The following is a 13,792-nucleotide window of genomic DNA, read 5'->3' on the forward strand; positions in this document are numbered from 1 at the left end:
GTAATTTCTGTTAACAACTTGCTTTATTTAGTTGAAAAAACAAGCTAATTTCACCTTGATAAAATCGTGAAATTCATTACATTTGACAGCTTATTAACACAACTATAATGAGCAACAAAACAATTAAATCTGCATTAATTTCAGTATTTAGCAAAGACGGTTTAGAGCCAATTGTTAAAGAACTTGATAAACAAGGTGTAACCATCTACTCTACTGGTGGTACAGAAAAATTCATTAAAGATTTAGGTATTAACGTCATTCCTGTAGAAGATGTAACATCTTATCCTTCTATTTTAGGTGGTCGCGTTAAAACATTACACCCAAAAGTATTTGGTGGTATTTTAAATCGTCAAAACCATGATGGCGATGTTAAAGAAATGAAAGACTTTGAAATACCACAAATAGATGTTGTAATCGTAGACCTTTATCCGTTTGAAAAAACAGTAGCTTCTGGCGCAACAAACCAAGATATTATTGAAAAAATTGATATTGGAGGAATTTCATTGATACGTGCTGCTGCTAAAAATTATGCAGATGTTATTTGCGTATCTTCTGTAGATGATTATGCTGAATTTTTAGAGCTAATTACAGATAAAAAAGGAAATTTAAGTGAAGACGATCGCAAACGTTTTGCTGCAAAAGCTTTTAATGTATCATCGCATTACGACTCGGCAATCTTCAATTATTTCAATACCACTGAAAATATTCCGGCTTACAAATTAAGCGAAACAAAAGGTCAAGTTTTAAGATATGGTGAAAACCCGCATCAAGAAGGTTTCTTCTTTGGTGATTTTGATGCTATGTTTACAAAATTACACGGTAAAGAATTAAGTTATAATAACCTTTTAGACGTAGATGCTGCTGTAAATTTAATTAACGAATTTAAAGGCGAAGCTCCAACTTTTGCCATTTTAAAACATAATAATGCTTGTGGTTTTGCACAACGTAGCACTATAAAACAAGCTTACGCAGATGCGTTAGCAGGAGATCCTGTTTCTGCTTTTGGAGGTATTTTAATTTCTAATGTTGAAATTGATGCAGACACTGCTGCTGATATTCATAATTTGTTCTGTGAAGTTGTAATTGCACCTTCATTTTCAGATGAAGCATTAGAGATTTTAAAAGGAAAGAAAAACCGTATTCTTTTAATTTTAAAAGACACAGGATTATCTGCTAAGACTGTAAGAACATGTTTAAACGGTGTTTTAGTTCAAGATAAAGACAATAAAACAGATGTTGTAGAAGATTTTACTTATGCAACAAACACAAAACCAACAGATGCAGAAATTGAAGATTTAATCTTCGCTTCAAAGATTTGTAAACACACAAAATCTAACACTATTGTTTTAGTAAAAGACAAGCAACTTTGTGCTAGCGGAACAGGTCAAACTAGTCGTGTAGATGCTTTAAATCAAGCCATTCATAAAGCAACGTCTTTCAATTTTGATTTAAAAGGAAGCGTAATGGCTAGTGATGCATTTTTCCCATTTCCTGACTGTGTAGAAATTGCAGGAAACGCTGGTATAACAAGTGTTATTCAACCTGGTGGATCTATAAAAGATCAATTAAGCATTGATTATTGTAACGATAATAATATTTCAATGGTAATGACTGGGACACGTCATTTTAAACACTAATTTCATTTAAAATATATTCAAAAAGCTTCAGTTAAACACTGAAGCTTTTTTTATGCAAATAATTTCAACTTCAATAAAATAAAACATAAAAAAATCTGTTACTTGAAAAGGAATTTATATCTTAATAAAATTAAGTAGTAAGTAAATTATTAAATTCATAATAATTTCAGCATTTTTCTTACTTTTACACCATTATATACTAATAGCAAATAATTACACGTAGCGCATGGGTTTTTTTGACTTTTTAACTGAAGAAATCGCAATAGATTTAGGGACAGCAAACACACTTATTATTCATAACGATAAGGTTGTGGTTGATGCACCTTCCATAGTTGCCAGAGATAGAGTTTCTGGAAAAATCATTGCTGTTGGTCAAGAAGCTAACATGATGCAAGGTAAAACGCATGAAAACATTAAAACTATTAGACCTCTAAAAGATGGTGTAATTGCAGATTTTGATGCGTCTGAGCAAATGATTAGTATGTTTATTAAAAACATACCTGCGTTAAAGAAAAAGCTATTTACACCAGCTTTAACAATGGTTATTTGTATTCCTTCAGGAATTACAGAAGTTGAAATGCGTGCCGTAAAAGAAAGTGCAGAACGTGTTAACGGTAAAGAAGTTTACCTAATCCATGAGCCTATGGCTGCAGCAATTGGTATTGGTGTAGATATTATGCAACCTAAAGGAAACATGATTGTTGACATAGGTGGAGGAACAACAGAAATTGCGGTTATTGCGCTTGGTGGTATTGTTTGTGATAAATCTGTAAAAATTGCAGGAGACGTTTTTACAAACGATATTATATACTACATGCGTACACAACACAACCTTTATGTTGGAGAGCGTACTGCTGAAAAAATTAAAATTCAAATTGGTGCTGCTACCGAAGATTTAGATTTACCACCAGAAGACATGAGTGTTCAAGGTAGAGATTTGTTAACAGGTAAACCAAAACAGGTACAAATTTCGTATAGAGAAATAGCTAAGGCATTAGACAAGTCTATTTTGCGTATTGAAGATGCGGTAATGGAAACATTATCACAAACGCCTCCAGAATTAGCAGCCGATATTTACAATACTGGTATTTACTTAGCTGGTGGAGGATCTATGTTACGTGGTTTAGACAAGCGTCTTTCTCAAAAAACAGATTTACCTGTTTACATTGCAGAAGACCCATTACGTGCTGTAGTTAGAGGAACAGGCATTACGCTAAAAAACATAAGCAGATTTAAAGGCGTATTGATCAAGTAGGATAAAACACTATGCAACAAATTGTAAATTTCATCTTAAGAAACAAATCGTTTTTGTTTTTCTTGTTGCTATTGTTTATTTCGGTTTCACTTACAATTCAATCACACTCTTATCACAGAAGTAAGTTTATAAATTCGGCTAACTTTTTAACTGGCGGACTTTATGATGCTAGTAATTCTGTCTCTAGTTATTTCAATTTAGAAGAAGAAAATCAAAAACTTAACGAAGAAAACGCAAGACTTAAAACCTTAATTGGAGACACCAAAAAAGAAAGTGTTAGCTATATAGACACTACAACTTTTGAAAGTACTTTTAAGTTTACACCTGCTAGAGTTATAAAAAACAGCTATTCAAAACAGCAAAATATTCTTTTAATAAATAAGGGTGAAAACGATAGCATAAAACAAGATTTAGCGGTTATTGACAACAATAAAATTATAGGTATTACTGCTAATTACAATTCAAAATACGCAACTGTTATTTCAATTTTAAATACTACAAGTCGTATTAGTGCTCAATTAGAAAAAACAAATCACTTTGGAACTTTAAGCTGGAATGGGAAGTCTCCAAAAGTTATTCAGTTGACAGATATTCAAAAAAATGCACCAGTAAAAGTTGGAGATACTGTAATTACTTCTGGTAGATCGGCAATTTTTCCTAAAGGAATTCTTATTGGGACGATTAAAGATTTTAAGTTAGACGTTACCGAGAATTTTTACGAAATCAATATTACTTTGTTTAACGACATGACCAATTTAGAACACGTTTTGGTTATAGAAAACAAAGACAAATCATTAATTGAAGCGTTATTAAACAATGAATAACCTATTATCTGTACATACGCTAAGGTTTGTTTTACTAATACTTTTTCAAGTGTTATTATTTAGTCATATTGATTTTTTAGGTTATATCAATCCGTATATCTACATTCTTTTTATAGCACTATATCCTGTAAAGAACAACCGAATGTTGTTTTTATTTTTAAGCTTTTTATTGGGTTTAATTATTGACTTTTTTATGGATTCTGGTGGTGTTAACGCAACAGCTTCACTAATTATAGCATTTATTAGACCTGCTGTGTTAAAGTTTAGTTTTGGTGCGGTTTATGAACATAACGTATTAAAGTTTAACAACACTAACTTTATTCAAAAACTGGCTTATTTTAGTATCTTGATTGTTATTCATCATTTCTTTTTCTTTTTGATGGAGTTTTTTAACATTTCTAAAATAATTTTAATCTTAAAAAACACGTTATTATCTAGCATTTTTACTATACTACTCAGTATCTTAATAACCACTATTTTTAGCAAACAAACTAAATGAGAAAATACATACTTTTCTTTTTTGTAATTATTGTTGGCATTATATTTATAGGCAGATTGTTGTACTTACAAGTGTTTAACAGCAATGTGCAAAGTATTTATGATGATAATGCTATTAGAAAGGTTTTTAACTATCCAAAACGTGGTTTTGTTTACGATCGTAATGGTCAGCTATTAGTATCTAATCAACCATCGTATGACGTTATGGTCATTCCTAGAGAAGTTGAGCCTTTAGATACTTTAGAGTTTTGCTCACTTCTAAAAATTGATAAAACTCAATTCTTAGAAAAATACAATAAAGCCAAACATTATTCACCAAGATTACCGTCTGTTTTTGTTTCTCATTTAGCAAAGGAAGATTATGCCATTCTTCAAGAAAAAATGAGAAAATACAAAGGATTTTATATTCAAAAAAGATCTCTAAGAAAATACGAAACCAACATTGGCGCAAACGTTTTGGGTGATATCGGTGAAGTTAATAATAGAGAAATCACAAATGACAATTATTACCATAGTGGTGATTTAATAGGAAAACAAGGTGTTGAGGCTTCTTACGAAGACATCTTACGCGGTCAAAAAGGGATAAAATTCATTCAAAAAGACATACACAACCAAGATATTGGTCCATACAAAAATGGTAAGTACGACACACTTCCTAAAGCAGGAAAGGACATTAAAATTACCATCGATGCTGATTTACAAGCTTATGGCGAATTACTAATGACTAATAAACGCGGTGGTGTTATAGCTATAGAACCTAAAACAGGTGAAATTCTTGCTATGATTTCTGCACCAACTTATAACCCAAATAGTTTAGTGGGTAGAAATAGGAGTAAAAACTTCACTAAATTATTTAATGATTCAATAGCAAAACCATTATTTAATAGGAGTTTACAAGGTGTTTATGAGCCTGGTTCACCTTTTAAATTAATGAATGCTCTTATTGCTTTAGAAGAAGATGTAATGTCTCCAAACGAAAAAGTAACTTGCTATCACGGTATAAAATACGGTAATAGTTTTATGGGTTGTCATTGTCCTTCTGGGAAAAGAAATGACATGATTGAAGGTATTGAAGAGTCATGTAACGCTTACTTTTTAACAGCTTACAGACGTATATTAGATAAATACGAAAATGCATCAATAGGTATTGACAAATGGAGTGAACATGTAAAAAGTTTTGGTTTAGGTAATTACTTAAACAACGATCTTTTTGTTGGACAAAAAGGTAGAATACCAGATAGAGATTATTATCAATATCAATATCCAAACACCTTCTATTCTACTTATACGGTATCTAATGCAATTGGTCAAGGTGAAGTAGCAACAACACCAATACAATTAGCAAACATGGTTGCAGCAATAGCTAATAGAGGCTATTATTACACACCTCATATTATAAAATCTATTGAAGGAGATACTATTCCTGAAGATTTTAAAACGCCTAAATATACGTCTATAAGCAAAGAAAATTTTGAACCAGTTATAGAAGGTATGCATCAAGTATACAAAACAGGTACCGCTAGCGGTCTTAAAATAAAAGATATTGAAATCTGCGGAAAAACGGGTACCGTAGAAAACTTTACCAGAATTGATAGTGTAAGAACACAGCTTACTGACCATTCTATTTTTGTAGCATTTGCACCAAAAGATGACCCAAAGATTGCTATTGCTGTTTTTGTTGAAAATGGTTATTGGGGAAGTAGATTTGCAGGAAAAGTTGCCAGTTTAATGATTGAAAAACATTTAAAAGGAGAAATCACAAGAACAGATTTAGAAGATTGGCTGCTTTCACATAGTCTTGAAAACGAATACGCAAAACCTTATTCTGGCAAACCTTTTAAAATTAATGGACAAACAGAGTTGCAAGTCATTCCGCCAGAAGAGTTTAACAAACTTAAACAAAAGTTAAATCAGCTTAACTAAATGCTAAGAGAAACCGACAGACATTATAAATTTGATTGGCTAACCATACTACTATTCTTTTTATTAGTAGGTTTTGGTTGGGTAAACATTCTGTCTGCGTCGCATTCTGGAGAAGCTATTGAGTTGTTTAATTTTAGTCATTCATACAGCAAACAGCTTCTATTTATTGGACTCTCGGTTGTACTAATTATCTTTATTTTATCCTTAGAAGCCAAGTTTTATGAACGGTTTTCAAGTATATTTTACCTCATCTCAATTGTTTCTTTAATTGGTTTATTCATTTTTGGTAAAAACATAAACGGAGCTACATCTTGGTACGCCATTGGCTCTATGACGCTTCAACCTAGTGAGTTTGCAAAAACAGCAACCGCGTTAGCAGTAGCTAAGTATTTAAGTGACTTAAATACAGATATTAAAAACTTTTCAGACCAATTAAAACTCTTTGGGATTATCATCTTACCAGCGTTATTAATTTTACTTCAAAAAGATGCTGGTAGTACTTTAGTTTATAGTGCTTTTTTCTTTGTTTTATATAGAGAAGGTTTACCTCAAATTTATTTAATTATTGCCATTTTAGTAGTTTTACTTTCTATTTCTGCTTTAAAATTTGGACTAATTATTACATTGCTAGTTACCGCTTTTATCGTACTTACTTATCATTTCACCAGAAAAAAAAGACCTTCATTTTTTCAACCTTTAATGGTTATTTTAATTTCTGGAGCATTAGCTTTTACCGTTAGATTTATTTATCAAAACTTTTTACCTGTCCACCAAAAAGATCGTATTACCATTTGGCTAAGTTTAGAGAAAGATCCTGTTAAGTTGAAGCAAATGAAACAAACTATAGCCTATAATTTAAATGAATCTGAAAAAGCAATAAGTAATGGCGGTTTTAAAGGAAAAGGGTTTTTACAAGGTACGCGTACTACTGGAAATTTTGTTCCAGAGCAACACACAGATTATATCTTCACAACCGTTGGTGAAGAATGGGGATTTATTGGTAGCGCACTAACCGTTTTGGTTTTTGTGCTCTTAATAATTAGAGTGATTATTTTGGCAGAGCGACAAAAAAACCAATTTAGCCGCATGTACGGATATGCTGTTGCTGGTATTCTGTTTATTCACTTTAATATTAATATTGGTATGGTTATGGGATTAATTCCAACCATTGGTATACCGCTTCCGTTTTTTAGTTATGGTGGATCTGGACTTTGGGGATTTACCATTTTATTATTCATTTTTATCAAATTAGATTCTAATAGAATTAATGAGTGGTAATAAAAAAAGCGCCTTTTTCAAAGCGCTTTTTAAAATGACTAAAATTCTTAATATCATAAATTATATATAACTCTTAGTGTTAAAAACCTTGGTTGTATAAAATACTCACTTGTACTTACAGAAAATGTACCGTTATTGGTTTGATTTCTTGTAGCTGTATCTAACAGGTTTGTTGCTTTAAGTTCATATTCCCATTTGCTATCATTTGTTTTACGATAGGCTAAAGAAGCGTTCCATAAATCAAAAGAGTTTATGGTTTCATCTTCATTTCTTAAATTACTGTAAGTATAATCTGTTCTGAAGGTTAATTTCTTAAAAATTAACGCATCAAATTCAATAGTTGGCGCATTGGTATAAAACTTAGTTCTTGTACTTCCTTGATCACTATCTTGAATGCTGTAACGGTAACTTACTTCAAAATTAGGCGCTTCTAAAAAGTTAGAACGTATACTTGTTGTGTAAGTTTGATTATAGTTTTCGTTAACCGAAACAATATCGTTAATTAACTGGTTGAATTTTGTGTAGGCAAAGCTTCCTCTTACGCTTCCTTGTAGTTTACCAAAACGTCTTTGAAAACGTCCACTAGCTGTAAAAGATTCATCTTCAAAACCAGAATTGAAAGGTGTACTACTTCTAATTACAGATCCATCTTGAAACACCGATCTTGTTCTAATATTATCAATGCTTTTTGTATAGTTTAACATAGCAAACACATTGGTATAATTAAACATATTAAAGCTGAAATAACTTAAATTTAAGTTATGCGACAACGCACTTTCTAGATCTGGATTACCGATAAAAGTCGAGTTGTAATTATTTAAAACCAATCCTCTTGCAAACTGATTGATGTCTGTAAACTGCGTTTGCATTCTATAATTGAAATTTAAATTTTCTGATTGTTTAAGCTGAACACGAACATTTAAATCTGGTAATAATCTGAAAAAGTTATCTTTAGTTTCTTCTCCAAACTGTGTATTTATTGCACTGTAAGCATGAGCTGAAACACCTGGACTAATAGTAAATTTACCTGTTTTCCAACGGTAATGCATACCTAAATATACATCGCTAAATGTATAATCTGTATCATTTATATCTGTTACACCTGCAATTGGCGTTGTATCTAACTCATTAGCATTATCTAATACTTGAAAAATATTAGAGTTAAACTGTTGTTTACTGTAAATAGTACCAATGGTAAAATTAATATCGCTTTTCTTATTTAAAATATTCCAGTAATCTAATTTAGCATCTAACTGATTGGATTTAACACGTTTTTCTTGATTAACATCATAAAACATTTGATCTGTATTCAATCCTAAAGCAAATGCAGTATTATCAAAAGCATCATTATCTGCATCTGCATTGTTTGTTGGATCATTCTCTAATACCGCTTTATAAAAAGGATCTTCATCTTGAATTAAATGCTGAGCAGATAATGCAAAAATATTATTCTCGTCATGCGTGTAGTAATAATTTAAATTCTGATTTATACTGTATGGGTTTGAGTTTTGGTTTTCGTCTATACCGCCTACTACAGAAGATAGCACCATTTGATCTTGAGACTCTTTAGATGTACGTCCAACAATATCGTAATCTAATTGATTATTAGTGTTTGGCTTGTATTTAGCACTTAATTTAATCATCCCTAAATCACTTTTTTGATGCGTGTTTGTTGAAGTTTGCTCGTTAGGAATATTCAAACTTTCATCTGTATAAATTACATTTTGATTTTCTTGCATATCTATACGACTGCTAGAAAAAATACCAAAACCACTTAAATCTAAAGTCTTTTTAGGTGAAAAACTGAAGTTTGCAGCACCAAACTTAGTATTAATATCTTTGGCTTGGTTATTTTGTAGTTGAAGGAAACTTAGGTTGTTATTTCCTAGACTGATATTGGTTCCACTTTGTTGACTTGGCATTTGGAAACCACCAGAAAAGTTAAAAATATCACGACGTGTTAAAGCTAATTCGCCAACATTATTTAAATCACCAATAAAGTTGATACTTTTATTTGGACTGTAATAAAACAGTTTAGGCTGAGCAAGGTATAATGTTTTGTCTGGCGAGTCACCAATACCGCCAGTAATGGTTCCAAACCAAAAGTTTTTCTTTCCTTCTTTTAACTTAATATTTATAGCAATATTATCTTGATTATTAGTTACACCACTTAATTGACCAACTTCTGAATAGTTTTTTAACACCTGTACTTTATCTACTGCATTAGCAGGAATATTTTTAGTTGCTAATTTAGAATCGCCATCAAAAAAGTCTTTACCATCAACCATCACTTTTCCAACAGCTTTACCTTCTACTTCAATTTCACCTTCATCATTAACCTCAACACCTGGTAATTTTTCTAAGACGTCACCAAGTTTTCTTTCGGTTCCGTTTTTAAATGAATCTGCATTGTAAACTATCGTGTCACCACTAATAGTTACAGGCATTTCATAAGTTAATTCCACTTCATCTAAACTGTCATCAAAAGACATTGTAAAGTCTTTTTCTACATTTGCTTCTTTTGTTTCAATTGTTTCAGATAACGATTTCATACCGATATAGCTCACGGTAATTGTATAGGTTGAATTTTCTTCTAAATTCAACTTAAAGCGTCCTTTATCGTTAGTAATTCCGTAAGAATCTAAATTTTTTGTTGCTTGGTTTATGGCTACAACATTGGCTAACTCTAAACCAACACCTGTACTATCTTTAATTACACCTTGAAACGTTACTTGAGCAAAAGATGTACTTGCTAATAAGATTATTAGCAGTTTTATTACGTTTTTCATTATTTGATTTTTGATTAGTTAAAAAGAAATGGACTAGTGTCTTCCGCCGCCACCTCTAGCTCTTCTGGCTCTAAACATTTCACGCATTTCTTCCATTTTCTTTTTTACAATCTCTTGGTACTCTTCTCTGCCAACTTCTTTACCTTTTGTTGGTTTTTTGATTTCCTTTTTATTTTCAGGATTTAAAGTGATTTTAGAACATAAAATTGTTGTTCTTCCAGAATTAACTTCAAGAATTAAACCTGGTAATCCCCAATATTCTCCTGGACCAGCACTTACTGGTATTTGCATAGTATACCATGCTGTAATTTCTATTTCTTCAGGGATTTCTATTTCATCAAAAGGATCTTTAAATTCTTCTTTTTTTGTACTATCCTTTTCTACTTCTGCGTTTTCTTTTTCATCGTCTTTTTTCTTGTTTTCATCTCTATCTCTACGACGCATATTTGTCCAATCTGCAGCATCTACTTTTTTAACTGTAGTGGCTTTAAAACACATGTATTGACCAATTTGTTTGGTTTCGCCTGTCATTTTCCATTCGTATTTTGGCAGACTATCGTTAATTAAAAATTGCTTTCCAAAAAACTCTTGGTCTTGTAAATATTCGTTTGTTTTTACATTTTTATATACTGGACCATTGCTTCCCATTCCGCCCATCATACGCATTCCTCCTTGTGCTGGCGACTCTAAAGCTTCATCCTCTTTATACATCGATTCTGTTTTGTTAAACGTAAGAACAAATGTTTTTTCTAACATAGACTTCATACGTTCCATAATCATTTTTTTACGCTCTGGACTAAGCTCTCTTCCTCCAAAATTATCTAAGTCTACTGTTGTTTTTGACATGTAAACTGCTTCTCCTTGAAAATCGTTTTGAGCATTTAAACCAAAAGCAATTAGCATGATAAAGCTTGCTGATAAGGTTTTTAGGGTAGTTTTTAAATTCATTTTAAAAATTTTAAATATTAAATTCTAATCTTTGATTAGACCTTCAAATTAGCCAATAGTTTAATTGGCAAATGTTAATTATTTACTAATAAAAAATTAGTAGCAAAAATGCTGGTTTTGTTACAAATATGACATGAAATTTGTACATTGTAATCCAATGAAACAGCTTTTAATTTTATTTACCTTCTTTTCAATTTCTTGTTTTTCGCAAGAAGAAATTTCTACTGAATTAGTTGAAACAAAAACTTTAAATGCCGATAAATTAGTTTCTATAGATAATTTTGAAGCTACTTATTTTATAAAAAACAACGCTATAAAAAAAGCTACTGTAAATGATACTTTAAATTACAGCAACTTTCAATTAGGGCAAATTAGCAGTGCAAACGCTTTTAATCCTTTAAAAATTAATTTGTTTTATTCTGATTTTAATACAGTAATTATTCTTGATAACAGACTGGCTGAAGTTGCTAAAATAGATTTTAATTCAACTGAAAACTATAAAAACATTACCCATGTAACCACTGGTTTTGACAATACTATTTGGATTTACAATCAAGATTTTCAGTATTTAGAATTGTATGATTATCAAACCAAAAAAACGCGTTATAAAACTATTCCTGTTAGTTCGAAAGTTTTAGATTTAACCAGTAATTACAACTACTGCTGGTTACTAACTGAGAATTTTTTGTATTGCTACAACTACTTTGGTAGCGTGGTTTATAAATTACCAAATTCAGGTTTTACAAATTTACAAGCCACAAAAGAAAACTTAATCATAAAAGGAAAAGATGGGCTAATCTATTACAGCTCAAAAGACCAGACACAAAAAGCTATTAAAACTTCAAATATGTTAATAAATCAGTTTTTTGTAACCAATCAAATCCTGTATATTTACACCCTTAAAACGCTATCTAAATTTCAACTTAAAACCGACTAATTATGCACGTTGCTATAGCAGGAAACATAGGCGCAGGAAAGACTACGCTAACCAAATTATTAGCTAAACACTTTAACTGGGAAGCCCAATTAGAAGATGTTGTAGACAACCCATATTTAGACGATTTTTATAACCAAATGGAACGTTGGAGTTTTAATCTTCAAGTATACTTTTTAAATAGCCGTTTTAGACAAGTTACCCAAATTAAAGAAAGCGGAAAAGACATTATTCAAGACCGTACCATTTATGAAGATGCCCACATTTTTGCACCCAATCTTCATGCTATGGGATTAATGACTAATCGTGATTATGAAAATTACAAAGCTTTGTTTGATTTGATGCAAACCTTTGTACCTGGTCCGGATTTATTGATCTATTTACGTAGTTCTATTCAAAATTTGGTAGCTCAAATTCATAAACGTGGTCGTGATTATGAAAACTCAATTAGTATTGACTACTTAAGTAGACTTAATGAGCGTTACGAAGCTTGGATACATAATTATGATAAAGGTAACTTACTAATTATTGATGTAGATAATTTAGATTTTGTCGCAAATCCTGAAGACTTAGGAAACATCATTAACAAGATAGACGCACAAATTAACGGATTGTTTTAGTTTTTTTAGCGTTAGCCTATCTGGTCTGATTAGAGTTTATACTGAGCGTAGTCGAAGTACGGGATCACTTAATAATACCTAAACCTTTAGCATGCGCAATAGCTTCTTTACTATTGTCTAATAACATAACAGGTATACTATAATCTGCTAACAAGCCTTTAACACGTTGCATTTTTTGCTTGTGTAACACACTACGTAAATACACTGCTTTAATACGATTAGGAAACGTATTTACCAACTCAAGATAAATATCTGGGTCATGCTCACCACTATCACCAATAAGCACAAAAGTTAAGTCTGGATAGGTATTTAAAATATTGGTAATCTCTAACTGCTTTTGAGGCTTACACGTTGCTGTTTTCTTCTTAAAAATAGTTCTGAAACTGCGCAATAAAATAGGTCCTTTAGGAAAATTATTAGTTTTTAAAAAGAACTCTAAATATCTGTATAAATTCCATGGACTATGACTTACATAAAAAATTGGATTTGCATTTTTACCGCTAGAACCACGATGTAAAAGGTGATAAAATTCGGCTGCGCCTTCTAACGGTGTTCTACTTTGTACGTGCTTTAAAAAGGTATTAAAAATAACACGCCATTTTAAAAATGAAGCTACACCAGTATGAATAATCGTATCATCAATATCGCTTATTACTCCAAAATCGGCATTTTGCGCTGGTATTAGCATTTCACCTTTAAAACGGTTTTCTTTTTGAATAGTACGTTTTATGTTAGGCTCATCGTAAGAGAGTTCAAAATTTAGCCAACCTTCTTCATTTATTAAAACCTCTAAGTTTTCAATTTTTGTGTCTATTTTATAATATCCGTCGCGATCTGTTTTTGCATAATAAACACTATTATCTGGTAAGGTAATTTTGAGTTTGGTGTTTTTAATTTCATCCGTTTCAAAACGTTTCCAAGTATTAAGAATAAGACTCCACAAGCTTTTTTCTTCTAAATTAATAGTTTCATCTTCCAATGCGCGACCACGTATATAGAAATGGTTTTGGGTACCATAACTTAAAAACGAAATTATTTGTAACGGATCTTTTTTAAACCAGCTCATAGTAGATTCAAATATAACAC

At 31.3% G+C, this 13,792-nt stretch carries 11 protein-coding genes; 8 read left to right on the top strand and 3 right to left on the bottom strand.

Going from position 1 to position 13,792, the window contains the following annotated elements:
- The first annotated feature begins 107 nt into the window (after window positions 1–107).
- The 6 genes from purH (at window position 108) to rodA (ending at window position 7,415) form a co-directional block, all read left to right on the top strand.
- The gene (purH, locus tag WA327_RS00970; RefSeq protein WP_336065412.1) at window positions 108–1,637 is read left to right on the top strand and encodes a bifunctional phosphoribosylaminoimidazolecarboxamide formyltransferase/IMP cyclohydrolase; all 1,530 of its coding nucleotides are present in this window, start codon (window positions 108–110) and stop codon (window positions 1,635–1,637) included.
- A gap of 226 nt (window positions 1,638–1,863) precedes the next feature.
- Window positions 1,864–2,892, top strand: coding sequence for a rod shape-determining protein (locus WA327_RS00975; protein WP_336065413.1), 1,029 nt, complete (start codon window positions 1,864–1,866; stop codon window positions 2,890–2,892).
- Between the two features lie 11 nt (window positions 2,893–2,903).
- A complete protein-coding gene (mreC, locus tag WA327_RS00980) occupies window positions 2,904–3,716 on the top strand; it encodes a rod shape-determining protein MreC (RefSeq protein WP_336065414.1) in 813 nt (270 codons plus the stop codon).
- Entirely contained in the window at window positions 3,709–4,215 is a 507-nt protein-coding gene (locus tag WA327_RS00985; protein WP_336065415.1) for a rod shape-determining protein MreD, read from the top strand. Before mreC ends, WA327_RS00985 begins: the two co-directional genes overlap by 8 nt.
- On the top strand, window positions 4,212–6,137 hold the full coding sequence (mrdA, locus tag WA327_RS00990) for a penicillin-binding protein 2 (protein WP_336065418.1): 1,926 nt from the start codon (window positions 4,212–4,214) through the stop codon (window positions 6,135–6,137). Before WA327_RS00985 ends, mrdA begins: the two co-directional genes overlap by 4 nt.
- Window positions 6,138–7,415, top strand: a complete 1,278-nt coding sequence (gene rodA / locus WA327_RS00995) for a rod shape-determining protein RodA (RefSeq protein WP_336065422.1) — start codon at window positions 6,138–6,140, stop codon at window positions 7,413–7,415. It begins immediately after the preceding gene.
- 53 nt (window positions 7,416–7,468) lie between these two features.
- On the opposite strand, the gene WA327_RS01000 is transcribed toward rodA, so the two are convergent.
- Together WA327_RS01000 and WA327_RS01005 are read right to left on the bottom strand one after the other, a co-directional pair.
- Entirely contained in the window at window positions 7,469–10,204 is a 2,736-nt protein-coding gene (locus WA327_RS01000; protein ID WP_336065425.1) for a TonB-dependent receptor, read from the bottom strand.
- 33 nt (window positions 10,205–10,237) lie between these two features.
- On the bottom strand, window positions 10,238–11,152 hold the full coding sequence (locus tag WA327_RS01005; protein WP_336065428.1) for a GLPGLI family protein: 915 nt from the start codon (window positions 11,150–11,152) through the stop codon (window positions 10,238–10,240).
- A 157-nt stretch (window positions 11,153–11,309) separates the two neighbouring features.
- On the opposite strand from WA327_RS01005, the gene WA327_RS01010 reads away from it, so the two are divergent.
- A complete protein-coding gene (locus tag WA327_RS01010) occupies window positions 11,310–12,089 on the top strand; it encodes a hypothetical protein (RefSeq protein WP_336065430.1) in 780 nt (259 codons plus the stop codon).
- Window positions 12,090–12,091: 2 nt separating this feature from the next.
- Window positions 12,092–12,706, top strand: coding sequence for a deoxynucleoside kinase (locus WA327_RS01015; RefSeq protein ID WP_304141801.1), 615 nt, complete (start codon window positions 12,092–12,094; stop codon window positions 12,704–12,706).
- 64 nt (window positions 12,707–12,770) lie between these two features.
- On the opposite strand, the gene WA327_RS01020 is transcribed toward WA327_RS01015, so the two are convergent.
- Window positions 12,771–13,772 (bottom strand): phosphatase domain-containing protein, encoded by a 1,002-nt coding sequence (locus WA327_RS01020; protein ID WP_336065431.1) that lies wholly within the window; start codon window positions 13,770–13,772, stop codon window positions 12,771–12,773.
- Between the last annotated feature and the right edge of the window lie 20 nt (window positions 13,773–13,792).

This window comes from Mesoflavibacter sp. CH_XMU1404-2 (assembly GCF_037029465.1).
Taxonomy (GTDB): Bacteria; Bacteroidota; Bacteroidia; order Flavobacteriales; family Flavobacteriaceae; genus Mesoflavibacter.